The sequence below is a fragment of the Kitasatospora sp. NBC_00070 genome, assembly GCF_045041205.1.
Taxonomy (GTDB): domain Bacteria; phylum Actinomycetota; class Actinomycetes; order Streptomycetales; family Streptomycetaceae; genus Kitasatospora.
On the sequence record NZ_CP108247.1, the window covers coordinates 5,639,391 to 5,665,864 of the forward strand.

A 26,474-nucleotide genomic window follows, 5' to 3' on the forward strand; every position below is an offset into this window, starting at 1 on the left:
CTCAGGATAGCGGGGTGCCCAAATTCATCCCATCATTCTATGATGGGGCGCATGCCCACCGCAGCTGAGACCACCACCGACCTGCCCGCCCGGACCGCGCCACCCGCCGCCGGCCCCGTCCGCCGACGCCTCGGCTGGCTGCTCGCGGTGGCCATCGCGGTGGCCGCGCTCAACCTGCGCCCGGTGGTCACCAGCCTGGGCCCGCTGCTCAAGCAGGTGCAGGCGGACCTGCAGATGAGCGCCGCGGTGGCCGGGCTGATCACCGCGGTGCCCTCGCTCTGCTTCGCGCTGTTCGGGCTGGCCGCCCCGGCGCTGTCCCGCCGGTTCGGGCCGATCACGGTGGTCACCGCCGGGATGGGGGCGATCGCGCTCGGCGTGCTGGCCCGCTCGTTCAGCGGCGGCACCGCGGTCTTCCTGCTGCTGACCGCCGTCGCGCTGGCCGGGGTCGCGGTCTCCAACGTGCTGATCCCGGTGGTGATCAAGCGGTACTTCCCGGACCGGGTCGGCCCGATGATCGGGCTGTACTCGATGGCGCTCTCGGTCGGCACCGCCGCCGCGGCCGCCGCCACCGTCCCGCTGACCAAGGCGCTCGGCGGCAACTGGCGCGAGGGCCTGGGCGCCTGGGGGCTGCTCGCGGTGGCGGGGCTGCTGATCTGGCTGGTCACCCGCTTCCTCCGCCGGGACCGCTCCGGCACGGCCGAGGCCCCCGCCGCGGCCGCCAAGCTGCCGATCCTGCGCAGCCGGACGGCCTGGGCGCTGGCACTCTTCCTCGGCCTGCAGGCCACCAGCGCGTACGCCACCATGGGCTGGCTGCCCACCATCTACCAGGACGCCGGGGTCTCGGACGGCAGCTCCGGGGTGCTGCTCGCACTGGTGATGGTGATCAGCGTGCCCGCCTCGTTCATCCTGCCCAACCTCGCCGTCCGGCGCGGTGAGCAGGGCCTCTTCGTGGTGGTGCTGGCGCTGTGCGGGATCGTCGGGTACACCGGCCTGGCTTTCGCGGCGGGTACCGTCTCCTGGCTCTGGGCCTGCCTGGTGGGCCTGTCGATGTGCGCCTTCCCGCTCGCCCTCACCATGATCGGGCTGCGCGCCCGCACTCCGGGCGGGGTGGCCCAGCTGTCCGCCTTCGCGCAGAGCCTCGGCTACCTGATCTCCATCCCCGGCCCGATCCTGGTCGGCACCATCTACCAGGCCACCGGCGAGTGGTACCTGCCGCTGGGCTTCCTGGCCCTGCTGCTGATCCCGCAGATGGCCGTCGGCCTGCGCGCCGGGCAGGCCCGGCACATCGAGGACGAGGGGCACGCCCGCCGGGCCTGACCCGGCGGTGGGGCCGGAGGTGAACGGTGCGAGACTGCTGACCATGCCCGTACTCGAACCCAACCCCCCGAACGGCCAGAAGAAGCTGCTCCAGCTGCTCGCCGTGATCGCCGGCATCGTGGTGCTGGTCTCCGTGATCGCCACCGTCGCGAACGGCTTCGGCTGACCCCGCCACCCCTGGGAGTGGCCGGACCCCCGAGCGCCGCGCCCGATGGGCGGTTTTCTGGAAAGCTCGGGGTATGAGCGCCGACACCCTTCGAAGGATCATCGTTCTCCGCCACGCCAAGGCCGACTGGCCGAACCAGGTGGACGACCACGAGCGGCCGCTGGCCGACCGCGGCCGTCTCCAGGCTCCGGACGCCGGCCGCTGGCTGACCGATTCGGGTATCAACCCCGACTACGTGCTCTGCTCCACCGCGCTGCGGACCAGGGAGACCTGGAAGCTCGCGGTGCACGAACTGCCCAAGCGCGCGCGAAAGACGGTCCACGAGGGCCGGATCTACGAGGCCAGCCCGGGCGAGATCATCGCGGTGCTCCAGGAGACCCCCGACGAGTACCGCGACGTGGTGCTGGTCGGCCACAACCCGGGTGTGCTCGGCCTGACCCAGATCCTGGTCGGCGACCAGGGCGACCCGGACGCACTGACCCGGCTCCAGAACGGCGGCTTCCCGACCGCCGCGATCGCGGTGCTGGGCTTCAGCGGTGCCTGGAAGTCCGTCGAGCCCGGCGTCGCCCGGCTCGACACCTTCCACACCCCGCACGAGGACTGACCTGCCCGAAGGCCCCGACGGCGACGCCGTCGGGGCCTTCGGCGGTTCTCCGCTCCGCCTTCGTGCGTGAAGCTGCTTGTTCTGCCAGTACTTCGAGCATCTCTTGACATCCACTGCCCGCTGCGCTGCACTGGTCCGCGGTCCGGACCACTCGTGCGTTGCGGCAAGTGGAGACACAGATGCGCGTTCGACCTCTGCTCCTCGCCTTCCTCTGTCTGCTGGGCACCGCCGCCGCCACCCCCGCGACGGCCGCGACCGGCGGCACGTACCACCTCGACTGCGCCGCCGGCAGTGACGCGGGCGCGGGCACCGCGCCCGGCACCGCCTGGCGGACCCTGGCCAAGGTCGCCGCCACCACCTTCGCCCCCGGCGACCGGCTGCTGCTCAAGCGCGGCACCAGGTGTGAGGGCACCCTGGCGCCGCAGGGCTCCGGCACCCCCGGCAGCCCGATCACCGTCGACGCGTACGGCACCGGCGCCGCGCCGCTGGTGGCCGGCGGCGGCGCGGCCCGGGCGGTGCTGCTGCGGAACCAGCAGGGCTGGGAGATCCGCAACCTGGAGATCACCAACTCCGGTGCGGCGAAGGGAAGTCGGCGGGCCGTCTCGGTCGAGCTGACCGACTACGGCACCGCGAGCCACTTCGTGCTGGAGAACCTGGACATCCACGACGTCAACGGGGACGACACCAAGGACCTGAACGGCAGCGGCGGCATCTACTTCACCGTCGCCGGGGTGACCACTCCCACCCGGTTCGACGGCATCACGCTGCGGAACAACTCGCTGCGCGCGGTGGACCGGGAGGGCGTCTTCCTGGTCTCCACCTGGAACCGCTCCGGCTTCGAGGCCCCGAGCGCGGGCAGCTTCCTGCCCTGGCCGAACGTGCTGATCACCGGCAACCGCCTCACCGACATCGGCGGCGACGGCATCGTCCCCGGCAACACCACCGGCGCGCTGACCGAGCACAACACCGTGGCGGGCTTCCAGCAGCGCTCGGCCGGCTACAACGCGGGCATCTGGACGTACGACTCGGACCACGCGCTGTTCCAGTACAACGAGGCCTCCGGTGGCAGCACCACCCGGGACGGCATGGCGTACGACGTCGACCAGGGCACCGTCGGCACCGTCTTCCAGTACAACTACAGCCACGACAACGAGGGCGGCTTCCTGCTGCTCTGCAACGCGACCGGCATCCTGCGGGACGCCGTGGTCCGCTACAACATCAGCCAGAACGACTCCTACCGGGGCGTCGAGAACTGCTCCGGCGCCGTCGAGTCCGCCGACGTGTACAACAACACCCTCTACATCGGCCCCGGCATCAGCCAGTCGGTGATCCAGGAGAACAACACCACCCGGCGCACCGTCAGGTTCCGCAACAACACGGTGGTCAAGACCGGCGGCGGCACGGCCGGCCTGACCCTGCGCGGCGGTGGCTACACGCTCGACCACAACGTCCTGGTGAACGTCAGCGGCGCGCCCGCCGGAGCCGGCGGCACCGCCGACCCGCTGCTGCGCGCGCCCGGCACGGCCACCGGCCCGGCGAACGCCACCGGCTACCAACTCTGCACCGGTTCGCCCGCGTTGGGCGCCGGTACGGCCGTCCCGGACGGCGGCGGCGCGGACTACTTCGGCAACCCGGTGCCGACGCCGCCGAACGTCGGTGCCTACGCCGGCCCCGGGGTGCCCTGCCCGGCCGGGCCGGTCGAGTCCGGCTCCAGCCACGGCATCCAGCGCACCGCCGGCGGCCGGGCGGTGGACGTACCGGGTTCGGTCGCCACCCCCGGCACCCAGCTGATCCAGTGGAGCTGGCACGGCGGCACCAACCAGCTCTGGACCTTCACCGCCACCCCGGACGGCAGCTACACCGTACGGAACGTCAAGTCCGGCCTCTGCATGGACGTCGACGGCGGCTCCGGCAGCCCGGGCGCCGCCGTCATCCAGTGGCCCTGCACCGGGGGCGCCAACCAGCGCTGGTGGCTGACCGCCGACGCGGGCGGCCGGCGGATCACCTCCGCCCTCAGCGGCCTCGCGCTCACCGCCCAGGGCACCGCCGACGGCGCCCCGCTCACCCAGCAGGCCGTCGTCGGCGGCAGCACCCAGACCTGGTCCATCCGCTGAACTCCCCTCCTCACCAAGGGATCCCATGCGCATACTCAGGCTCCTGCTGGCCGCCCTCTGCACCGTGGCGGCCCTCGCCCTGCCCCCGCTGACCGCCGCCCAGGCCGCCACCGCACCGGCGGCCGCCGCCGGTGCGCCCCGGACCGTCCCGGCGCTGCGCCAGTGGACGGCCGGCACCGGCAGCTACACCTTCGGCCCCGGCTCCCGGATCGTGGTCGACCCCGCCTACGCCGCCCAACTGGCGGGCGACGCCGCCACGTTCGCGGCCGACCTGGGCGTGCTGGCCGGCCGCACCGTGACCGTGCTGAACGGCACGGCCGCCCCCGGCGACCTGGCGCTGAGCCTCGGCGACGCCACCCTCCCGGCCGAGGGGTACCGGATGACGGTCGGTCAGACCGTCGCCATCCGGGCCGGCAGCACCGCCGGGGCGTTCTACGGCACCCGCACCGTCCTGCAACTGCTGCACCAGTCGGCCACGGTGCCCGCCGGGACGGCGGTGGACTGGCCGGTCAAGGCCGAACGCGGCCTGATGATCGACCAGGGGCGGAAGTTCTTCACCGTCGGCTGGGTGAAGCAGCACATCCAGGAGCTCGCCTACCTCAAGCTGAACTACTTCCACTTCCACCTCTCGGACACCTTCGGCTTCCGGCTGGAGAGCAGCACCCATCCCGAGATCGTCTCGGCCGAGCACTACAGCAAGCAGGAGATCGCCGAGCTGGTCGCCCTGGCCGCCCGCTACCACGTCACGGTCGTCCCGGAGATCGACACCCCCGGCCACATGAACCCGATCCTGACCGCCCACCCCGAGCTCAAGCTCAGGAACAGGTCCGGCGTGGTCAGCAACGAGTTCGTCGACCTCTCGCTGCCCGGCACGTACACCCTGGTCAAGGACCTGATCAACGAGTACCTCCCGCTGTTCCCCGGCCCCTACTGGCACATCGGCGCGGACGAGTACGTCACGGACTACAGCCAGTACCCGCAGCTGCTCAGCTACGCCCGGGCCACCTACGGGGCCGACAGCACCGCCAAGGACACCTACTACGGCTTCGTCAACTGGTCCGACGCGCTGGTCCGGGCCGGCGGCAAGACCACCCGGATGTGGAACGACGGCATCAAGTCCGGGGACGGCACGATCAGCCCGAACCCGGGCATCGTGGTGGAGTACTGGTACAACTACGGCCTGACGCCGCAACAGCTGGTGGACGCCGGGCACCTGGTCGCCAACGAGTCCTGGACGCCGACCTACTACGTGCTCGGCGGCGCCAAGCCGGACACCCGGTGGATGTACGAGACCTGGACCCCGGACCTGTTCCAGGGGAGCAACCGGATCACCGACGCCACGAAGAACCTCGGCTCGCTGATCCACGTCTGGTGCGACAACCCGAACGCCGAGACCGAGGACCAGATCGCCGCCGGCCTGATGTTCCCGCTGCGCGGGCTGGCCCAGCAGACCTGGGGATCGCCCAAGCCGGTCGCGGGCTACGCCGACTTCACCCCGCTCGTCACCGCGGTCGGGCACCACCCGGGCTGGACCGGCGCGGGCGGCCGGCCGGGCAACCTCGCGCTGAACCGCCCGACCACCGCCTCCAGCACCGAGACGGCCAACTTCCCGGCCGCCGCCGCCACCGACGGCGACCCCGCCTCCCGCTGGGCCAGCGCCTACACCGACCCGCAGTGGCTCCAGGTCGACCTGGGCTCGGTCCACCCGGTCAACCAGGTGGTGCTCCGCTGGGAGGCCGCGTACGGCAAGGCGTACCAGCTCCAGCTCTCCGACGACGCGGTGACCTGGCGGACCCTCTACTCCACCACCACCGGCAGCGGCGGCACCGAGAACCTCACCGGACTGACCGGCTCGGGCCGCTACCTGCGGATGTACGGCACCCAGCGCGGCACCGGCTACGGCTACTCGCTGTACGAGATCGAGGCGTACGCCGACCGGCTGACCGGTCCGCACACCCTGACCACCGCCGGGGCGGCCCTGGAGGACCCGGCCGGCTCCGGCACGGCGGGCACCCGGCTGGTGGTGCGGACCGCGAACGGCAGCGCCGAGCAGCAGTGGCGGTTCGGCCAGAACGTCGACGGCAGCTACACCCTGACCAGTGCGGTCTCCCAGCTCTGCGCCGACGTCAACGGCGGCTCCACCACGGCCGGCGCGGCAGTCATCCAGTGGACCTGCACCGGCAACGACAACCAGCGCTGGGTGCTCACCCCGCGCACCGGCGGCGGCTGGGCCGTCGCCTCGAAGAAGAGCGGCCTGCTGCTGACCGCGGCCGCCGCCACCGACGGCGCCCTGCTCAGCCAGCAGGCCGACACCGGCGCACCGCTCCAGCAGTGGCAGGTGTCCTGACCGACGGGCTACTCGTCGTCGGTCGGCGTGCCGTCCAGCTCGTCGGCCGCCTCGACCTCTTCGCGGGTGATCCCGAGCAGGTAGAGCACGGTGTCCAGGAAGGGGACGTTCACCGCCGTGTCGGCGGCCTCGCGGACCACGGGCTTGGCGTTGAAGGCGACGCCGAGCCCGGCCGCGTTCAGCATGTCGAGGTCGTTCGCGCCGTCGCCGATCGCCACCGTCTGCTCCAGCGGGACCTTGGCCAGCTCGGCGAAGCGCTCCAGCCAGCGGGCCTTGCCGGCCCGGTCGACGATCTCGCCGGTGACCCGGCCGGTGAACTTCCCGTCCACCACCTCCAGGGTGTTGGCGGCCGCGAAGTCCAGCCCGAGCTGCTCCACCAGGTGGTCGGTGACCTGGGTGAACCCGCCCGAGACGATGGCCACCTGGAAGCCCAGCCGGCGCAGCGTCCGGACCAGGGTGCGGGCCCCAGGGGTGAACCGGACCTCGGCCCGGACCTTCTCGGTCACCGCGGCGTCGAGACCGGCCAGCAGGGCCACCCGGGCCCGCAGCGACTCGGCGAAGTCCAGCTCGCCGCGCATCGCGGCGGCGGTCACCTCGGCGACCTTCTGCTCGCAGCCCGCGTGGGCGGCGAACAGCTCGATCACCTCGTCCTGGATCAGGGTCGAGTCGACGTCCATCACCACCAGCCGCTTGGCCCGGCGCTCCAGACCGGCCCGGACCACCGCGATGTCCACCTGCTGGGCGGCCGCCTCCAGGGCCAGCACCGCCCGCAGCTCCTCGGTCGCCACGCCGGAGACGGCCAGCTCGACGGCGGTCACCGGGTACTTGGCCAGCCGGAAGACGCGGTCGATGTTGCCGCCCGCCTCGGTGACCCGGGAGGTCAGCGCGGCGACGGCGGTGGCGGTCAGCGGGTGCCCGAGCACGGTGACGTGCGAACGGCCCTCGCGGCGCGGCCGGTTGTCACCGGTGCCGGAGATGATCTCGGTCTGGAGCTTCAGCTCCTCCGCCCAGCGGTGCACGGTGGCGCGCATCGCGCCTTCGGCACCGTGCCCGCCGGCCGGGGTGGCGACCAGGGCGCACAGCGTTATCCGGCCACGGGTGACCATCTGCTCGATGTCGATCACGTCCACGCCGAAGTCACCGAGCGTGCTGAACAGCCCTGCGGTGATACCGGGGCGGTCCTTGCCGAAGACCTTGACCAGCAAGGTGCGCTCGTCGTCGTACGACCGGGGCAGCGGGGGGAGGGGCGCAGCGTTCATGGTGCCACCCACGCTACCGGGCCGTACGACCCGGACCGCAACGGCGTCCGCCCTCTGGACTACCGCAGGCACCCGCTCCCACCCGGGCGGATAGTGCTTCGGGCCCGTACCTGGAAGGATGTCGGGCCGTCAGTTGTCAGCACCAGCAGGGGCAGGCGGAAGTGCCGCAACTCGTAGTGGAGATCGACGGGCGGGAGCTGGTCCTCGAACCGGGCCGTGGCTACCTGATCGGCCGGGACCCGGCAGCGGACCTCCGGTCCGAGGACGCCCGGGTCTCCTGGCGGCACGCCTCGCTGACCGACCGGGACGGGGGCTGGCTGCTCACCGACCACGACAGCACCAACGGCACCTTCCTCCGGGGGGTGCGGTCCCGGCAGGTGCCGTTGCAGCCGGGCGCCGAGATACGGCTCGGCAGTGCCGCCAGCGGCCCCCGGCTGACCGTCCGGGCCCCGGCCCCCGCGCCGGTGCCGACCGCGCCGGTGCTGCCACCGGTGCCCTGGCACGCCGCGATCACCGGGCGCAGCACCCCCAGCCCGTTCCCGGCCGCCGCCTTCCCGCCGGTGGCCTTCCCGGAGCAGCGCGGCTCCGCGCCCACCGTGATCAGGGCGCTGGGGCCGAGCACCCGCACCATCCGGATCGGCCGGGCGCTGGACAACGACGTGGTCCTGGCCGACCTGCAGATCTCCCGGCACCACGCAGAGCTGCGCCAACTCCCGGACGGCCGCTGGGAGATCGTCGACCTGGGCAGCCACAACGGGATCTTCCTGAACGGTCAGCCGGTGCACCGCGCGCTGGTCGGCGAACAGGACCGGCTGACCGTCGGCCGCTCCTCCTTCGCACTGGTCGGCGGCCAGCTCCAGGAGTACGTGGACGACGGCGCGGTCACCTTCTCCGCCCGGCACCTGAGCGTCGAGGTCCCGCACCGGGGCGGCCGGCGGACCCTGCTCAGGGACGTCGGCTTCACCGTCCCGGAGAAGTCCCTGGTCGCGGTGATCGGCCCGTCCGGCTCCGGCAAGTCCACCCTGCTGCGCGCGCTGACCGGCTACCGCCCGGCCGACCAGGGACAGGTGCTGTACGACGGGCGCGACCTCTACCGGCAGTTCGCCGAGCTGCGCTCACGGATCGGGCTGGTCCCGCAGTCGGAGATCCTGCACCACGAGCTGACGGTCCGTACGGCGCTGCGCTTCGCCGCCGAGCTGCGCTTCCCCGGCGACACCGAGGCGGCCGAGCGGGAGCGCCGGATCGACGAGGTGCTGTACGAGCTGCGGCTGGACCAGCGCGCCGACAGCCGGATCAGCACGCTCTCCGGCGGCCAGCAGAAGCGGGTCTCGGTCGCCCTGGAGCTGCTCACCAAGCCCTCGCTGATCTTCCTGGACGAGCCCACCTCCGGCCTGGACCCGGGCATGGACCGGGAGGTGATGCAGACCCTGCGCCGGCTCGCCGACGACGGCCGCACGATCCTGGTGGTCACCCACTCGGTGGCCGAACTGGCGCTCTGCGACCGGCTGCTGGTGCTCGCCCCGGGCGGCTCGGTGGCCTACTTCGGGCCGCCGGACGAGGCGCTGTACTTCTTCGGCTACCAGAGCTGGGCCGACGTCTTCCAGGCGTTCGAGAACCACCCCGACCACGACTGGGCCGGCCGCTACCGCAGCTCCCCGCACCACCTGGAGTACTCCGCCGACTCGGCCGCCACCCCGCTGCCGGTGCTGCCGGTGGAGCGGCCCAGGACCGAACCGCCCAAGCCGCAGCGCTGGCGTTCCCAGCTGTGGACCCTGGTCCGCCGCTACCTCGCGGTGATCGGCGCCGACCGGGGCTTCCTGGCCCTCTCGCTGCTGCTCCCGCTGGTGCTCGGCGGGGTCAGCGCACTGATCCCGGACAGCTGCGGACTGGTCGACTGCGCCGGGCCGACCCGGAACGGCGGGGCCAGGATGATCCTGCTGGTGCTCGCGGTCGGCGCCTGCCTGGCCGGGGCGGCCAACTCGGTCCGCGAGCTGATCAAGGAACGGCCGATCTACGAACGCGAACGGGCCACCGGCCTGTCCCGCTCGGCCTACCTGATGTCCAAGGTGACCGTGCTCGGCGCGGTCAGCGTGGTGCAGGGCGGGCTGATCTCGATCGTCGGCTTCGGCCTGCGCGAGCTGCCCGAGCGGGGCCTGCTGATCACCGGCGCCCCGGCGGTCGAGATGGCCGTCGGCGTCACCCTGCTCGGCTTCGTCTCGATGATGGTCGGTCTGGTGATCTCCGCCCTGGTCCGGACGGCGGAGAAGACCATGCCGCTGCTGGTGATGTTCACCATCGTCCAGCTGGTCTTCACCGGCGCGGTCTTCCAGCTCTACGACGAGCCCGGCCTCGAACAGTTCGCCTGGCTGATGCCCGCCCGCTGGGGCGTCGCCGCGGCCGGCAACACCCTCGACCTGGCCGCCATCTCCCCGGTGGCGCCGGGCACCGACCGGCTGTGGACCCACTCGGCCGGCGTGCTGGTCCTCAACTGGCTGGTCCTGCTGGCCTTCGCGGCCCTGCTCGGCCTGCTGGTCAACCGGCTGCAGCGCCGGCACGAGCCCGAGGTGATGCAGCGCGGGTAGTCCGCAGGACCTACGCCCCGTGCCCCATGCCCGGGCCCGGCGCCGCCGGTAGCTTGGGGGCATGCCAGCCGAACCGTCCCCCTGCGATCCCTCCCTGAGCGGGATCGAGGCCGTCAGCAGCGCCGTCCTGGCGATGAGCCGCCACCTGGAGGTCCGGGAGGTGCTGCGCCGGATCACCGCCGAGGCCCGCACCCTGCTCGGCGCCCGGTACGCCGCGCTGGGCGTGCCGGACGACCACGGCGGCTTCGCCCAGTTCGTGGTGGACGGCGTCACCGACGAGGAGTGGAAGGCGATCGGCCCGCTGCCCCGCCAGCACGGCGTACTGGCCGCGATGCTGCACCAGCTCACCCCGACCCGGCTGGACGACGTCCGGCAGGCCCCCGACTTCGAGGGCTGGCCGGACGCGCACCCCGACCTGACCGACTTCCTAGGCATGCCGATCGTGGACGGCACCGAGGTCCTCGGCGCCGTCTTCCTGGCGAACAAGGAGGGCGGCTTCACCGCCCACGATGAGGAACTGCTGCGGATCCTCGCCGCGCACGCCGCGATAGCGCTCGGCAACGCCCGGCTGTACGAGCGCAGCCGCGAACTCACCCTGGCCGGGGAGCGGGCCCGGATCGCCCACGACCTGCACGACGCGGTCGCCCAGAAGCTCTTCTCGCTCCGCCTCACCGCCAAGGCCGCCGCCACCCTGGTCGACCGCGACCCGGCCCGGGCCCGGGCCGAACTCGCCGAGGTGGCCCGGCTCGCGGCCGAGGCCGCCGACGAACTCCGCACCGTGGTGATCGAGCTCCGCCCCGCCGCCCTGGACGAGGACGGCCTGGTGGCCACCCTGGCCTCGCAGGCCCAGGTGCTCGACCGGGCCCACACCGCCCGGGTCAGGTTCAGCTCGGACGGGGTCAGGACCCTGCCGCCCGGGCAGGAGGCGGCGGTGCTGCGGGTCGCCCAGGAAGCCCTGCACAACGCCCTGCGGCACTCCGGCGCCCAGGCCGTCGAGGTCACCCTGACCGGCACGCCCGGCCGGGGCGCCCGGCTGCGGGTGCACGACGACGGACGCGGCTTCGACCCGGAGGCCGTCCGCCGGGAGGGCCGGCACCTCGGGCTGGTCTCCATGCGGGACCGCGCGGCCGCGGTCGGCGGGACGCTGTCCCTGGAATCGGCCCCCGGCCAGGGGACCGCCGTCGAGCTGGAGGTCCCCGGTGCCTGACGCCACCTCACCGATCCGCGTCCTGCTGGTGGACGACCACCAGGTGGTGCGACGCGGGCTGCGCACCTTCCTCGAGGTGCAGGACGACATCGAGGTGGTCGGCGAGGCCGGGGACGGCGCCGAGGGCGTCGAGAAGACGGCGGCGCTGGAGCCCGACGTGGTGCTGATGGACCTCAAGATGCCGGGGGTCGACGGGATCGAGGCGCTCAAGCTGCTCAAGGAGCGGGGGAGTGCGGCCCGGGTGCTGATCGTCACCAGCTTCACCGAGCACCGGACCATGGTCCCCGCGCTCCGGGCCGGGGCGGCGGGCTACGTCTACAAGGACGTGGACCCCGAGGCGCTGGCCGGGGCGATCCGTTCGGTCCACGCGGGCCACGTCCTGCTCCAGCCGGAGCTGGCGGCCGCGCTGCTCTCCGACGACGCCCCGCGAGCGCCCCAGGGACGGGGCGGGACGCTCACGGAGCGGGAGCGCGAGGTGCTCTCGCACATCGCCGACGGACGGTCCAACCGGGAGATCGCCCGAGCACTCCACCTCTCCGAGAAGACCGTGAAAACCCACGTCTCCAACATCCTGATGAAGCTCGACCTCGCCGACCGCACCCAGGCCGCCCTCTGGGCGGTCCGCAACAACCAGGCCTGACCTTTTCTCCGGCCAATGAGTTGCACTACCAGGGGCTCGGGGAACTGCAACGGTTCGTGGCTGGCGGGTGCCACACATCTAGCGCGGTTCGTCCACCAGGGCGTTGTACGCCGCCGCGGTGGCCCGGCGGGCGGTGCGGCCGAGGGGGGCGAGGATCTCGCGGCGGGCCGTCATCTCGGTGGCGCTGACCGCTGCGCCGTGGCCGTCGAGGGCGATCGCGAGCAGCGCGGTGATCTGCCGGGCGGACTCCAGGACCCGTACGGCGCGCGGCGGGTAGCCGGGGGCGAGCAGCTCGGTGTGCCCGCGCCGGCGCCACTCGGTGAGGGCGCGGACGGCTTCGGGGCCGGCTCCGGCGACGTCCAGCTGGGTGAGCAGCCGGGTGGTCTCCCGCAGGCTGTCCGCGAGCTCGCGCTCGGCTTCGTGCAGTGACGGGACGTCAGCGGGCGGGCCCTCGTTGACGGTCGAGCAGCGCCAGAGCACCCGGACGCCCTGGTCGCCCTGCGGCCCGTACACCTCGATCTCGGGGACGAAGCCGATCGGCAGGCCGACCGCGAGCACCGCCTCGCCGGCGGTCAGGGCGGCCGCGTTGAAGGGGGCCGGGCCGGTCAGGCCGAGCGGGTGGCCGGGGGCGGGCCGGGCCAGCCGGAGGCCGGTGGCGCCGAGCGAGCGGAGCCGGCCGAGGGCCCAGGCGGGGCTGTGGAGTTCGCCGTCGGGGTCACCGGGCAGACCGGTGAACCGGTGGCTCTGGTCGGCGCCGAGGACGGCCTCGGCAGCCTGGTCGGGAGAGGTGAAACCGCCGAGCAACGCGTTGCCCCACGCGGTCAGCCGCCCGGAGCGCGGCTCTTCGTACGGATTGTCAGTGGTTGAAGCAGGCATCCGGCCAGCCTACGGAAAGTACGGCCATCCGCGTGGCGTAGGTTTGGCCTGTGCTGTGAGCGGCGCCCCCTCCGAGCCTTACCCGGCCCCCGGGTGGGCTGCCCGCCCGCGGCCGACTGTCGACACGAGTGGACCGCACCCCGAGGACCCGCGCGCAATGGCCTCGGGCGGCCGAATTTTCTGCATTGGGGAAGGCGTAGGCATGAGCGACGTGCTGGAGCTGGTGGACGTTTCCGTGGTCCGGGAGGGGCGCGCGCTGGTCGATCAGGTCTCCTGGTCGATCTCCGAGGGCGAGCGCTGGGTGATCCTGGGCCCGAACGGCGCCGGGAAGACGACCCTGCTCCAGGTCGCCTCCACCTACCTCTTCCCGAGCGCCGGCGCGGCCGCCGTGCTGGGCGAGAAGCTCGGTGCGGTCGACGTCTTCGAGCTCCGCCAGCGGATCGGCCTGGCCAGCGCCTCGCTGCTGGACAAGCTGCCGACCGAGCAGACCGTGCTGCAGACGGTGCTGACCGCCGCCTACGGGATGACCGCCACCTGGAACGAGAAGTACGAGACCACCGACGAGTTCCGCGCGCTGGCGCTGCTCGACCGGCTGGGCATGGCGGACTACGTGGCCCGCAAGTTCGGCACGCTGTCCGAGGGCGAGCGCAAGCGCACCATGATCGCCCGCGCCCTGATGACCGACCCCGAGCTGCTGCTGCTGGACGAGCCGGCCGCCGGTCTCGACCTCGGCGGCCGCGAGGACCTGGTCCGCCGCCTCGGTGCGCTGGCCCAGGACGCGTACGCCCCGGCGATGGCGATGGTGACCCACCACGTCGAGGAGATCGCGCCGGGCTTCACCCACGTGCTGATGATCCGTCAGGGCAAGGTGCTCACCGCGGGCCCGATCGACACCGAGCTGACGGCCCGCAACCTGTCGCTCTGCTTCGGCCTGCCGCTGACCCTGGAGCGGCACGGCGACCGCTGGTCCGCACAGGGCCTCCCGCTCGGCTGAACCCGGCACTGAACGGCCCGGAACTGGACTGAACTGGGACCGGTCGTACGTACGGCCGGTTTCCGCCCGTCCACCTGCGGGAACTTTCCGCCGGGAGAGACCTCGCCTCCCTAGGATGGAATTCGTGGACAGCTGGATTTGGTGGCTCCTGGCCGCCGTCGGTCTTGGTATTCCGCTGGTGCTCACCGCGGTGCCCGAGTTCGCCATGTTCGCGATCGGAGCCGGTGCGGCGGCCGGCGCGGCCGCACTCGGGATCGGGGTGGTCGGGCAGGTCCTGATCTTCGTCGGAGTCTCGGCCGGGCTGGTGGGCTTCGTCGGCCCGATAGCCAGGCGGCAGCTCAAGAAGGGGCCGCAGTTCAGGAGCGGGGTGGACGCCCTCACCGGCGCCACCGCGATCGTGCAGGAGCAGGTCGACGGGCAGGGAGGGCGGATCAAGCTGAACGGCGAGATCTGGTCTGCCCGCGCGCTCAACCCCGGCAGTGTCTACGAGCCGGGTCAACAGGTCGACGTCGTCGAAATCCAGGGCGCCACTGCCCTGGTCGTCTAGGGGAGAACGCGTGGAACCCGTCCTTATCGTGCTGGTCGTCCTGGTCGTGGTGGCCTTCATCGCACTGATCAAGACGATCCAGGTGATCCCGCAGGCCAGCGCGGCCATCGTGGAGCGTTTCGGCCGCTACACCCGGACGCTGAACGCCGGTCTGAACATCGTGGTCCCGTTCATCGACCGGGTCCGCAACCGGATCGACCTGCGCGAGCAGGTCGTCCCCTTCCCGCCGCAGCCGGTGATCACCCAGGACAACCTGGTGGTCAACATCGACACGGTGATCTACTACCAGGTCACCGACGCCCGGGCGGCCACCTACGAGGTGGCCAGCTACATCCAGGCGATCGAGCAGCTCACCGTCACCACGCTGCGCAACATCATCGGCTCGATGGACCTGGAGTCCACCCTGACCTCCCGCGAGGTGATCAACGCGGGCCTGCGCGGCGTCCTCGACGAGGCCACCGGCAAGTGGGGCATCCGGGTCAACCGGGTCGAGCTCAAGGCGATCGAGCCGCCGACCTCCATCCAGGACTCGATGGAGAAGCAGATGCGCGCCGACCGTGACAAGCGCGCCGCGATCCTGACCGCCGAGGGCGCCCGGCAGGCCGCCATCCTGCGGGCCGAGGGTGACAAGCAGGCGGCGGTCCTGACCGCCGAGGGTGAGGCCCAGGCCGCGGTGCTCCGCGCCGACGGTGAGGCCGCCGCGATCCGGACGGTCTTCGAGGCCATCCACGAGGGCGACGCCGACCAGAAGCTGCTCGCCTACCAGTACCTGCAGACCCTGCCCGAGCTGGCCAAGGGCGACTCCAACAAGCTCTGGATCATCCCGAGCGAGATCGGCGACGCGCTCAAGGGCATCGGCGGCGCGTTCGGCAACATGGCCGGCGGCGGCGCCCCCGGCGCCCCGGCGAGCGCCCCGATCCCGGTCGACCGCCCGGCCGGCCCGCGCCCGGTCGACACCGAGAAGGGCACCGCCCGCCCCCGGGTCGAGCCCAGCCGCGAGTACCCCAAGCTCGACCCCGAGTAGACCTCGGCCACCGACGGGCCCGCCCCCTCCGGGGAGCGGGCCCGTTCGCGTACCGGACAGCTCTGGCCACGGCCGTCCCGGCTGATGCATGATCAGCCGACAACTGCTCGGCCCCGTCCCGACGCGAGCCTCCGTGCCGTGTACCCGACCGGGCCAGAAACTGGGGTACTCATGACGCTCTGGGAGGGGCTCGCCGTCCTGCTCGCCGGGGTCGGCGCCGGGACCATCAACACCGTGGTCGGATCCGGCACCCTGATCACCTTTCCGGTGCTGCTCGCCTTCGGCGTGCCACCGGTGACCGCCAACGTCTCCAACACCATCGGCCTGGTGCCCGGCACGCTCAGCGGCGCGATCGGCTACCGGAGCGAACTCACCGGCCAGCGCGGCCGCCTGCTCCGGCTGGGCACCGCCTCGCTGCTCGGCGGACTGCTCGGCGCGTACCTGCTGGTCAAGCTGCCCAGTGCGGCCTTCGACACGGTCGTGCCGGTGCTGATCCTGCTGGCCCTGGTGCTGGTGGTGATCCAGCCCCGGGTGGCCCGGGCGATGGCCGCCCGGCGACGCGACGACTCGACCTCCGAGCTCGGGCCGCTGCTGCTCGGCGGGGTCTTCCTGACCGGCATCTACGGCGGCTACTTCGGCGCCGCGCAGGGCGTGCTGCTGGTGGCCCTGATGGGCATGCTGCTGCAGGACTCGATGCAGCGGATCAACGGCGCCAAGAACGTGCTGGCGCTGATCGTCAACGCGGTGGCGGCGGTGTTCTTCCTCTTCACCTCGGAGATCGACTGGACCGCCGTGCTGCTGATCGCGGTCGGCTCCACCGTCGGTGGCCAGCTCGGCGCCAAGGTCGGCCGCCGGCTGCCGCCGCCGGCGCTGCGCGGGGTGATCGTCACGGTCGGCCTGATCGCGGTGACCCGGATGCTGCTCGGCTGAGCGCCGATCGCGCGCCCGCTCGTACGCTGGGCGCATGAGCAAGCGAACGCGACTGACCGAGGATCAGATCACGGCCGGCCTGGCCGCCCTCCCGGACTGGACCCGGGAGGGCGAGGCCATCGTCCGGACCACCGAGACGGCGAGCTTCCCCACCGCGATCGCGGTGGTCGGCGCGGTGGCGGAAGCGGCCGAGGAACTCGACCACCACCCCGACATCGACATCCGCTGGCGCACCCTGCGGTTCGTCCTCTCCACCCACAGCGCCGGCGGCCTGACGGGGCTCGACCTCGCCATGGCGGCCCGGATCGACCAGGCGCTGCGCACCGCCTGACCGTTCGTGAGATGCCCGATTGCTCCGGTTCCGGACGGGATGGTCCGACCGGCGTGAGATGCTGACTGCCGCAGCAAGCAGTCGGACGGACGGAACGGTATGGCCCAGGACCACTCCGGCACGGCCGGGCAGGAGCCGGTCGGCTACGACTACCAGCAGGGCTGGTACCCGACCCAGGAGCAGCCGTCCTACGGCGAGCAGGGCTACGGGTACCAGGACCAGCAGTGGCAGTCCGGGATGCCGCAGCAGCGCGAGCCCGAGCAGTACCAGCAGCAGCCCGCGGCCGGGTACGAGCAGCAGCTGTACGCGCCCACCGGCTACCAGGAGCCGCAGCCGTACGAACCGTCCTACCAGCCGTCCGCGTACCAGCCGCAGTCCTACGAGCCGCCGGTGGAGCCCGCCCCGGCGGTGGCCGAGCCGACGCCCGGGCCGGCGCCGGTGACCGACCCGGTGGTCGAGGCCGCGCCCGTCGCCGCCGCCCGGGTCCGCAAGGTATCCGCCGCCGACCGGCTGAAGGACCTCGCCGCCTCGGTGATCTCGGGGGAGCACGCACCGGGCAAGCGCGCGCTGCTGATCCGGGCCGGGGCCGGGGTCGCCGCGCTGGCCGTGCTGCTCACGGCCGGGGTGATGGTCACCGCCGACCGGTCCGAGGGCGAGGCGGCCGGGAGCCCGGCCGAGATCCCGAAGACCTTCACCGTCGCGCACGCCAAGGCGTGGGCCGCCGAGCCCGCCACCGCCCCGGCGGCCGGCGCCGACGACACCCTGGTCGGCAGCTGGCTGCTCGGCGACGCGGTGGTCCGGGCCGACAGCACCGGGGTGCACGCCTACGCGCTCGCCGACGGCAAGCCCGGCTGGACGCTGGCCCCGCCGGTCGAGGGCGCCGTGCCGTGCGGCCTCTCGCCGACCGTCGGCCCGACCGGCCTGGGCGCCGCGCTGTTCCGGGTCTCGGCCGACCCGAAGAGCGCCTGCACCGTGGTCTCCGCCGTCGACACCAAGACCGGCAAAGCCGCCTGGAGCAAGCCGCTCAGCGACACCAAGGACGCCTACGGCGCCCGGGTCGCGGTGCTCGAGGACAAGGTGGTCGCGGTCGGTGACGACCGGGCCACCGCCTGGGCCGCCGCCGACGGCAAGGACCTCTGGACGTACGGCGGGCAGGGCAAGTTCTGCACGCTGAGCGGCGGCGCGAGCGGCAAGACCGTGGTGCTGCACAGCACCTGCGCCGACAGCGTCCCCGCCGACCAGGCGGTCGCGCTGAACGCCGCGGACGGCAAGCTGCAGTGGTGGCGCGGGCTGAACAACCAGCCGAAGACCGTCTCGGTGCTCTCCGCCGAGCCCGCCGTGGTGCTCACCACCGGCGCGCAGCCCGCCGACGACCGGATCTTCGCCTGGGGCGCCACCGGCGACCCGGCCGCCGAGATCCCGGTCACCGCCGAGGGTGGTCGGCTCGGCGTCACCCGGGGCAGCTTCGACGCCACCCCGACGGTCTTCTTCGACGGGCAGACCCTGCTCACCACCCAGACCGGCGCCGACGGCAGCCACCCGGCCGCCGTCGCCTACGACCTGACGACCGGTAAGCCCCGCTGGCGGACCCAGGTCGCCGAGAAGGGCAAGAGCGTCCCGGTCGGCGTGGAGAACGGCGCCCTGCTGCTGGCCGGCGACGAGCGCCTGGACCAGCCCGCCCACCTCACCCGCTACGCCGTCACCGACGGCCGGGCCACGGCGGGCGGCGGCTACCCCCAGGGCACCGGCTCGCTGCTGACCTCCGGCCGGGTGCTCACCGGCGGCGGCAAGGTCGCGGTGCTGCCCGAGCACTCCGCCAACTTCGGGGTGGCGGCGGCCTTCCAGGCCAAGGGCTGACCGTCCGGGAAAATCCGGTGGGCCGACCTGTCCCCCGACCGGGTCGGCCCACCAGCTCGTGGGCGGCGGCTACGCCACCGCCGCAGCCGGCAGCCAGGCCGCCAGCTCGTTCATCTCACTGCGGTGCAGCCCGAGCGCCAGCATCAGGGTCGCCTCCGGCGTCGGCTCGAACGGCTTCCGCAGCAGCCGCATCCCGGCCTGCTCCGGTGTCCGGTCGGCCTTGCGCTGGTTGTCCTCCGCGCAGGCCGCGACGGTGTTCAGCCAGGAGTCGGCACCACCGCGCGACTTCGGGTGCAGGTGGTCCACCGTGGTGGCCCGTCGGCCGCAGTACGCACACAGGTGCTGGTCCCGGACCAGCACACCACGCCGCGACCACGGGGCCCGTTGTCGGAACGGCACCCGCACGTAGCGCTGGAGTCTGATCACCCGGGGCACCGGTACCGAGATACCGGTCGCCCGCACCACACCGAGCGGATGGGCCTGCTCGACCACGGCCTTGTCCTGGAGCACCAGCACCACGGCGCGCTTCAGGGACACCGTCGTCAACGGTTCGTAGCTCGCGTTCAGAACCAGCGTGTTGCGCACCTCGGCCACCTCCCTGCGGACCTGCCGACGGCACGCCCGTCCAGTACCATTCCGCCGCTCGGCGGGACTCCACTGTGACCCGCGCCGGGGCTGCGAACAACGGAATTTCTGTGCGCCGGGCGGGCACCGAGGAAATGCGCTGGCAGGGACCGCGTAGGCTCTAGCACGCTGGAGTCGTCCAGGTGCGGGGCCCGACCGGAACGGGCCCGAGAGCGAGCCTGGCGCCCGACCGAAGGAGAAGCGTGACCGTGACGGACATCGTCGACGAGCTGCGGTGGCGAGGGCTGATCGCCCTGTCCACCGACGAGGACGCACTGCGCAAGGCGTTCGCGGACGGCCCGGTCACGTTCTATTGCGGCTTCGACCCGACGGCGCCCAGCCTGCACCTCGGCAACCTGGTGCAGATCCTCACCATGCGCCGGATCCAGCTGGCCGGAAACCTCCCGCTCGGCCTGGTCGGCGGCGCCACCGGCCTGATCGGTGACCCCAAGCCCACCGCCGAGCGCGTGCTCAACGACCCCGAGACGGTCGCCGCCTGGGTGGACCGGCTGCGTGGCCAGATCGCGAAGTTCCTCGACTTCGAGGGCGAGTACGCGGCCCGCATGGTCAACAACCTGGACTGGACGTCCGGCATGTCGGCGATCAGCCTGCTGCGCGACGTGGGCAAGTACTTCCGGGTCAACAACATGATCGCCAAGGAGGCGGTCGCCCGGCGGCTGAACTCCGACGCCGGCATCTCGTACACCGAGTTCAGCTACCAGATCCTCCAGGGCATGGACTACCTGGAGCTGTTCCGCCGCTACAACTGCACCCTGCAGACCGGCGGCAGCGACCAGTGGGGCAACCTCACGGCCGGCGGCGACCTGATCCGCAAGGCCGAGGGCAGGTCCGTCCACTCGCTCGCCACCCCGCTGATCGTCAAGGCGGACGGCACCAAGTTCGGCAAGACCGAGTCCGGCACCATCTGGCTGGACCCGGAGCTGACCACCCCGTACGCCTTCTACCAGTTCTGGTTGAACGCGGACGACCGGGACGTCTCGAACTTCCTGCGCATCTTCTCCTTCCGCTCGCGGGAGGAGATCGAGGAACTGGAGCGCGAGACCACCGAGCGCCCGCAGGCCAGGCTCGCCCAGCGGGCCCTGGCCGAGGAGCTCACCACCCTGCTGCACGGCGCCGAGCAGTACGAGCGCGCGGTCGCCGCCTCGAAGGCCCTCTTCGGCCAGGGCGACCTCGCCGACCTGGAGCCCGCCACCCTGGCGGCCGCCCTGGCCGAGGTCCCCAAGGCCACGGTCACCGAGCTGCTCCCGGTGGTGGACCTGCTGGTCGAGGCCGGCCTGGCCTCCAGCCGCTCCGGCGCCCGCCGCACCATCAAGGAGGGCGGCGCCTACCTGAACAACGCGAAGGTCGCCGACGAGGAGGCCGTACCGGCCAACTCGGATCTGCTGCACGGGCGTTGGCTGGTACTGCGGCGCGGCAAGCGCAACCTGGCCGCGATCGAGCTCGCCTCGAACTAGTGTCAGTTGGCTGAAACCGTACGCCAGTTGAGCTGCGGAGCAGCCAATGAGGGGCCGGATCTGGACAGATCCGGCCCCTCTGTGTTTGACGCAGGCTGCGCGGTGCCCTAACGTAGTCCGAGTCGCTGAAACCGGGTCACACCGGACAGCGGAACCCCCAAACCCTGACGAGCGACCTCGTCGCGCGCCCATTCGGATGCATATTCGAGCGGGAAAGCGGACCGAATACCTCTGGTAGAGTTCGGGAGTGCCGAAAGGCAAAAGCGGAAGGACGAAATAAAGCCCCGGAAACGGAGCGGAAAACGTCTGATAAGCTTGAAACACGAAAGAACGAAGCGCCCGGAGGGTCCGCCTGATAAGCGGCTCGAAGGAAGTGTCCGTTCCTTGAGAACTCAACAGCGTGCCAAAAGTCAACGCCAGATATGTTGACATCCCCGGCCTCAGATTATTCTGGGGTTGGAGATTCCTTTATGAAGTAAAACACTAGCGAGGACGCAGTGCGCGGGGCCGCCTATTCCGGTGGTTGCCGTGCCGCTCAACGCGAGTGGTTGCAGGATTACCTGCAGACATTCACGGAGAGTTTGATCCTGGCTCAGGACGAACGCTGGCGGCGTGCTTAACACATGCAAGTCGAACGATGAAGCTCTTCGGAGTGGATTAGTGGCGAACGGGTGAGTAACACGTGGGAAATCTGCCCTGCACTCTGGGACAAGCCTTGGAAACGAGGTCTAATACCGGATATGACCTTCCTCTGCATGGGGGTTGGTGGAAAGCTCCGGCGGTGCAGGATGATCCCGCGGCCTATCAGCTTGTTGGTGGGGTAATGGCCTACCAAGGCGACGACGGGTAGCCGGCCTGAGAGGGCGACCGGCCACACTGGGACTGAGACACGGCCCAGACTCCTACGGGAGGCAGCAGTGGGGAATATTGCACAATGGGCGAAAGCCTGATGCAGCGACGCCGCGTGAGGGATGACGGCCTTCGGGTTGTAAACCTCTTTCAGCAGGGAAGAAGCGCAAGTGACGGTACCTGCAGAAGAAGCACCGGCTAACTACGTGCCAGCAGCCGCGGTAATACGTAGGGTGCGAGCGTTGTCCGGAATTATTGGGCGTAAAGAGCTCGTAGGCGGCTTGTCGCGTCGGTTGTGAAAGCCCGGGGCTTAACCCCGGGTCTGCATTCGATACGGGCAGGCTTGAGTGTGGTAGGGGAGATCGGAATTCCTGGTGTAGCGGTGAAATGCGCAGATATCAGGAGGAACACCGGTGGCGAAGGCGGATCTCTGGGCCATTACTGACGCTGAGGAGCGAAAGCGTGGGGAGCGAACAGGATTAGATACCCTGGTAGTCCACGCCGTAAACGTTGGGAACTAGGTGTTGGCGACATTCCACGTCGTCGGTGCCGCAGCTAACGCATTAAGTTCCCCGCCTGGGGAGTACGGCCGCAAGGCTAAAACTCAAAGGAATTGACGGGGGCCCGCACAAGCAGCGGAGCATGTGGCTTAATTCGACGCAACGCGAAGAACCTTACCAAGGCTTGACATATACCGGAAACGGCTAGAGATAGTCGCCCCCTTGTGGTCGGTATACAGGTGGTGCATGGTTGTCGTCAGCTCGTGTCGTGAGATGTTGGGTTAAGTCCCGCAACGAGCGCAACCCTTGTTCTGTGTTGCCAGCATGCCTTTCGGGGTGATGGGGACTCACAGGAGACTGCCGGGGTCAACTCGGAGGAAGGTGGGGACGACGTCAAATCATCATGCCCCTTATGTCTTGGGCTGCACACGTGCTACAATGGTCGGTACAAAGGGCTGCGATGTCGCGAGGCGGAGCGAATCCCAAAAAGCCGGCCTCAGTTCGGATTGGGGTCTGCAACTCGACCCCATGAAGTTGGAGTTGCTAGTAATCGCAGATCAGCATGCTGCGGTGAATACGTTCCCGGGCCTTGTACACACCGCCCGTCACGTCACGAAAGTCGGTAACACCCGAAGCCGGTGGCCTAACCCGTAAGGGGAGGAGCCGTCGAAGGTGGGACCAGCGATTGGGACGAAGTCGTAACAAGGTAGCCGTACCGGAAGGTGCGGCTGGATCACCTCCTTTCTAAGGAGCACATGGCCGGATGTGAGCGAATGTCTCACACGGTTGCTCATGGGTGGAACGTTGACTATTCGGCACACACAGGCGCGTCTCTTAGTACTGCTTCGGCGTGGAAAAGGGTCTGGGTTTGGGTGTGTCGGGCACGTTGTTGGGTCCTGAGGGAACGGCCGTCATGGTCGTTGCTTCAGTGCCGGTCCTACTGGAAGTGCTCTGTATTGAGCATCAAGGTGGGTGTCTGGTCGTTGTTTGAGAACTGCACAGTGGACGCGAGCATCTGTGGCCAAGTTTTTAAGGGCGCACGGTGGATGCCTTGGCACTAGGAACCGATGAAGGACGTGGGAGGCCACGATAGTCCCCGGGGAGCCGTCAACCAGGCTTTGATCCGGGGGTTTCCGAATGGGGAAACCCGGCAGTCGTCATGGGCTGTCACCCGCACCTGAACACATAGGGTGTGTGGAGGGAACGAGGGGAAGTGAAACATCTCAGTACCCTCAGGAAGAGAAAACAACCGTGATTCCGGGAGTAGTGGCGAGCGAAACCGGATGAGGCTAAACCGTTTTGGTGTGAGACCCGGCAGGGGTTGCCAGAGCGGGGTCGTGGGAAAGTTCTTGATCGGTCTGCCGGCCGGTCGGTGAGTCAGAAACCGTATGGATAGTCGAAGGACATGCGAAAGGTCCGGCGTAGAGGGTAAGACCCCCGTAGACGAAATCTGTGCGGCTCACTTGAGCTTCTCCCAAGTAGCACGGAGCCCGAGAAATTCCGTGTGAATCTGGCGGGACCACCCGCTAAGCCTAAATATTCCCTAGTGACCGATAGCGGATAGTACCGTGAGGGAATGGTGAAAAGTACCGCGGGAGCGGAGTGAAATAGTACCTGAAACCGTGTGCCTACAAGCCGTGGGAGCGTCGGACAGTGGGCTTGCCCATTGTCTCGTGACTGCGTGCCTTTTGAAGAATGAGCCTGCGAGTTTGCGGTGTGTAGCGAGGTTAACCCGTGTGGGGTAGCCGTAGCGAAAGCGAGTCCGAATAGGGCGATTGAGTTGCATGCCCAAGACCCGAAGCGGAGTGATCTAGCCATGGGCAGGTTGAAGCGGAGGTAAGACTTCGTGGAGGACCGAACCCACCAGGGTTGAAAACCTGGGGGATGACCTGTGGTTAGGGGTGAAAGGCCAATCAAACTCCGTGATAGCTGGTTCTCCCCGAAATGCATTTAGGTGCAGCGTCACGTGTTTCTTGCCGGAGGTAGAGCACTGGATAGGCGATGGGCCTCACCGGGTTACTGACCTTAGCCAAACTCCGAATGCCGGTAAGTGAGAGCGTGGCAGTGAGACTGTGGGGGATAAGCTCCATGGTCGAGAGGGAAACAGCCCAGAACACCGACTAAGGTCCCTAAGCGTGTGCTAAGTGGGAAAGGATGTGGAGTCGCAGAGACAACCAGGAGGTTGGCTTAGAAGCAGCCACCCTTGAAAGAGTGCGTAATAGCTCACTGGTCAAGTGATTCCGCGCCGACAATGTAGCGGGGCTCAAGTACACCACCGAAGTCGTGTCATTGCAGCTATAGGGCCAACGCCCGCTGTGATGGGTAGGGGAGCGTCGTGTGCCGGGTGAAGCAGCGGAGGAATCCAGTTGTGGACGGTTCACGAGTGAGAATGCAGGCATGAGTAGCGATACAAGAGTGGGAAACTCTTGCGCCGATTGACCAAGGGTTCCTGGGTCAAGCTGATCTGCCCAGGGTAAGTCGGGACCTAAGGCGAGGCCGACAGGCGTAGTCGATGGACAACGGGTTGATATTCCCGTACCCGCTTTGAAGCGCCAACGTCGAACCTCTGAATGCTAAAGCCGCGAAGCCGGCCTGGAGTCTTCGGACAAAGGGACGTGGTGGAGCCGCTGACCCAACAGGGTAGTAGGTGAGCGATGGGGTGACGCAGGAAGGTAGTCCAGCCCGGGCGGTGGTTGTCCCGGGGTAAGGGTGTAGGCCGAGTGATAGGCAAATCCGTCACTCATTGAGGCTGAGACCTGATGCCGAGCCGATTGTGGTGAAGTGGATGATCCTATGCTGTCGAGAAAAGCCTCTAGCGAGTTTCATGGCGGCCCGTACCCCAAACCGACTCAGGTGGTCAGGTAGAGAATACCGAGGCGTTCGGGTGAACTATGGTTAAGGAACTCGGCAAAATGCCCCCGTAACTTCGGGAGAAGGGGGCCGGAACTGGTGATGGAATTTACTTCCTGAGCTGGGGCCGGCCGCAGAGACCAGCGAGAAGCGACTGTTTACTAAAAACACAGGTCCGTGCGAAGCCGTAAGGCGATGTATACGGACTGACGCCTGCCCGGTGCTGGAACGTTAAGGGGACCGGTTAGTCAATCTTCGGGTTGGCGAAGCTGAGAACTTAAGCGCCAGTAAACGGCGGTGGTAACTATAACCATCCTAAGGTAGCGAAATTCCTTGTCGGGTAAGTTCCGACCTGCACGAATGGCGTAACGACTTCTCGACTGTCTCAACCATAGGCCCGGTGAAATTGCATTACGAGTAAAGATGCTCGTTTCGCGCAGCAGGACGGAAAGACCCCGGGACCTTTACTATAGCTTGATATTGGTGTTCGGTTCGGCTTGTGTAGGATAGGTGGGAGACTTTGAAGCGGCAACGCCAGTTGTCGTGGAGTCGTCGTTGAAATACCACTCTGGTCGTGCTGGATGTCTAACCTGGGTCCGTGATCCGGATCAGGGACAGTGTCTGGTGGGTAGTTTAACTGGGGCGGTTGCCTCCTAAAGAGTAACGGAGGCGCCCAAAGGTTCCCTCAGCCTGGTTGGCAATCAGGTGTTGAGTGTAAGTGCACAAGGGAGCTTGACTGTGAGACCGACGGGTCGAGCAGGGACGAAAGTCGGGACTAGTGATCCGGCGGTGGCTTGTGGAAGCGCCGTCGCTCAACGGATAAAAGGTACCCCGGGGATAACAGGCTGATCTTCCCCAAGAGTCCATATCGACGGGATGGTTTGGCACCTCGATGTCGGCTCGTCGCATCCTGGGGCTGGAGTAGGTCCCAAGGGTTGGGCTGTTCGCCCATTAAAGCGGTACGCGAGCTGGGTTTAGAACGTCGTGAGACAGTTCGGTCCCTATCCGCTGTGCGCGTAGGAATATTGAGAAGGGCTGTCCCTAGTACGAGAGGACCGGGACGGACGAACCTCTGGTGTGCCAGTTGTTCTGCCAAGGGCATGGCTGGTTGGCTACGTTCGGGAGGGATAACCGCTGAAAGCATCTAAGCGGGAAGCCTGCTTCGAGATGAATATTCCCACCTCCTTGAGAGGGTAAGGCTCCCAGTAGACGACTGGGTTGATAGGCCGGATGTGGAAGCCCTGTAAGGGGTGGAGCTGACCGGTACTAATAGGCCGAGGGCTTGTCCTCAGACGCTCGCGTTCACTGTGTGGTTCCCGGGTAGCGAACAGCTATCGCCGGTGAGAAACCACTTAAATAAACTAAAAAGTGTGTGTTTCGC

18 protein-coding genes and 2 rRNA genes are annotated in these 26,474 nt (G+C 69.3%); 17 read left to right on the forward strand and 3 right to left on the reverse strand.

Annotation, left to right across the window (positions count from 1 at the left end; genetic code table 11):
- Positions 1–42: 42 nt before the first annotated feature.
- The 5 genes from OHV05_RS25820 (at position 43) to OHV05_RS25840 (ending at position 6,548) form a co-directional block, all read left to right on the forward strand.
- Entirely contained in the window at positions 43–1,317 is a 1,275-nt protein-coding gene (locus OHV05_RS25820; protein ID WP_405019769.1) for a CynX/NimT family MFS transporter, read from the forward strand.
- A gap of 43 nt (positions 1,318–1,360) precedes the next feature.
- Complete coding sequence (locus OHV05_RS25825) at positions 1,361–1,483, forward strand: SGM_5486 family transporter-associated protein (protein ID WP_403040761.1); 123 nt, start codon at positions 1,361–1,363, stop codon at positions 1,481–1,483.
- Positions 1,484–1,556: 73 nt separating this feature from the next.
- The gene (locus OHV05_RS25830; protein WP_405019770.1) at positions 1,557–2,087 is read left to right on the forward strand and encodes a SixA phosphatase family protein; all 531 of its coding nucleotides are present in this window, start codon (positions 1,557–1,559) and stop codon (positions 2,085–2,087) included.
- Between the two features lie 179 nt (positions 2,088–2,266).
- On the forward strand, positions 2,267–4,201 hold the full coding sequence (locus OHV05_RS25835) for an RICIN domain-containing protein (protein WP_405019771.1): 1,935 nt from the start codon (positions 2,267–2,269) through the stop codon (positions 4,199–4,201).
- Positions 4,202–4,226: 25 nt separating this feature from the next.
- The gene (locus OHV05_RS25840) at positions 4,227–6,548 is read left to right on the forward strand and encodes a family 20 glycosylhydrolase (RefSeq protein WP_405019772.1); all 2,322 of its coding nucleotides are present in this window, start codon (positions 4,227–4,229) and stop codon (positions 6,546–6,548) included.
- A gap of 8 nt (positions 6,549–6,556) precedes the next feature.
- Here OHV05_RS25840 and serB read toward each other — a convergent pair whose 3' ends face one another.
- Entirely contained in the window at positions 6,557–7,807 is a 1,251-nt protein-coding gene (gene serB, locus OHV05_RS25845) for a phosphoserine phosphatase SerB (RefSeq protein WP_405019773.1), read from the reverse strand.
- A gap of 161 nt (positions 7,808–7,968) precedes the next feature.
- Between serB and OHV05_RS25850 the strand changes: the two genes are divergently transcribed.
- The 3 genes from OHV05_RS25850 (at position 7,969) to OHV05_RS25860 (ending at position 12,236) form a co-directional block, all read left to right on the forward strand.
- The gene (locus OHV05_RS25850; protein WP_405019774.1) at positions 7,969–10,389 is read left to right on the forward strand and encodes an FHA domain-containing protein; all 2,421 of its coding nucleotides are present in this window, start codon (positions 7,969–7,971) and stop codon (positions 10,387–10,389) included.
- 61 nt (positions 10,390–10,450) lie between these two features.
- Positions 10,451–11,596, forward strand: a complete 1,146-nt coding sequence (locus OHV05_RS25855) for a GAF domain-containing sensor histidine kinase (RefSeq protein WP_403040767.1) — start codon at positions 10,451–10,453, stop codon at positions 11,594–11,596.
- Positions 11,589–12,236: a response regulator gene (locus OHV05_RS25860; protein ID WP_405019775.1), complete on the forward strand. Its 648-nt coding sequence runs from the start codon at positions 11,589–11,591 to the stop codon at positions 12,234–12,236. The genes OHV05_RS25855 and OHV05_RS25860 overlap by 8 nt, the downstream gene beginning before the upstream one ends.
- Positions 12,237–12,314: 78 nt before the next feature.
- Here the strand turns inward: OHV05_RS25860 and OHV05_RS25865 are convergent, their stop codons facing one another.
- On the reverse strand, positions 12,315–13,112 hold the full coding sequence (locus OHV05_RS25865; RefSeq protein ID WP_405019776.1) for a hypothetical protein: 798 nt from the start codon (positions 13,110–13,112) through the stop codon (positions 12,315–12,317).
- A gap of 202 nt (positions 13,113–13,314) precedes the next feature.
- On the opposite strand from OHV05_RS25865, the gene OHV05_RS25870 reads away from it, so the two are divergent.
- The 6 genes from OHV05_RS25870 (at position 13,315) to OHV05_RS25895 (ending at position 18,795) form a co-directional block, all read left to right on the forward strand.
- Positions 13,315–14,106, forward strand: coding sequence for an ABC transporter ATP-binding protein (locus tag OHV05_RS25870; RefSeq protein ID WP_403040770.1), 792 nt, complete (start codon positions 13,315–13,317; stop codon positions 14,104–14,106).
- Between the two features lie 115 nt (positions 14,107–14,221).
- Positions 14,222–14,653, forward strand: coding sequence for an NfeD family protein (locus OHV05_RS25875; RefSeq protein ID WP_403040771.1), 432 nt, complete (start codon positions 14,222–14,224; stop codon positions 14,651–14,653).
- Between the two features lie 10 nt (positions 14,654–14,663).
- Complete coding sequence (locus tag OHV05_RS25880) at positions 14,664–15,677, forward strand: SPFH domain-containing protein (protein WP_403040772.1); 1,014 nt, start codon at positions 14,664–14,666, stop codon at positions 15,675–15,677.
- Positions 15,678–15,848: 171 nt separating this feature from the next.
- Positions 15,849–16,607 (forward strand): sulfite exporter TauE/SafE family protein, encoded by a 759-nt coding sequence (locus OHV05_RS25885; protein ID WP_403040773.1) that lies wholly within the window; start codon positions 15,849–15,851, stop codon positions 16,605–16,607.
- 34 nt (positions 16,608–16,641) lie between these two features.
- Positions 16,642–16,938 carry a 4a-hydroxytetrahydrobiopterin dehydratase gene (locus OHV05_RS25890; protein WP_405019777.1) on the forward strand — a complete coding sequence of 99 codons (297 nt, stop codon included), beginning with the start codon at positions 16,642–16,644 and terminating at the stop codon, positions 16,936–16,938.
- A gap of 99 nt (positions 16,939–17,037) precedes the next feature.
- On the forward strand, positions 17,038–18,795 hold the full coding sequence (locus OHV05_RS25895; protein WP_405019778.1) for a PQQ-binding-like beta-propeller repeat protein: 1,758 nt from the start codon (positions 17,038–17,040) through the stop codon (positions 18,793–18,795).
- Positions 18,796–18,864: 69 nt separating this feature from the next.
- Here the strand turns inward: OHV05_RS25895 and OHV05_RS25900 are convergent, their stop codons facing one another.
- Positions 18,865–19,380 carry an HNH endonuclease gene (locus OHV05_RS25900; RefSeq protein WP_184913067.1) on the reverse strand — a complete coding sequence of 172 codons (516 nt, stop codon included), beginning with the start codon at positions 19,378–19,380 and terminating at the stop codon, positions 18,865–18,867.
- Positions 19,381–19,628: 248 nt separating this feature from the next.
- On the opposite strand from OHV05_RS25900, the gene tyrS reads away from it, so the two are divergent.
- The 3 genes from tyrS (at position 19,629) to OHV05_RS25915 (ending at position 26,383) form a co-directional block, all read left to right on the forward strand.
- A complete protein-coding gene (tyrS, locus tag OHV05_RS25905; protein ID WP_405021543.1) occupies positions 19,629–20,894 on the forward strand; it encodes a tyrosine--tRNA ligase in 1,266 nt (421 codons plus the stop codon).
- Between the two features lie 569 nt (positions 20,895–21,463).
- Positions 21,464–22,987 (forward strand): 16S ribosomal RNA (locus tag OHV05_RS25910).
- A 275-nt stretch (positions 22,988–23,262) separates the two neighbouring features.
- Positions 23,263–26,383, forward strand: a 23S ribosomal RNA gene (locus OHV05_RS25915).
- The 16S and 23S rRNA genes sit together here, the layout of an rRNA operon.
- Positions 26,384–26,474 lie beyond the last annotated feature (91 nt).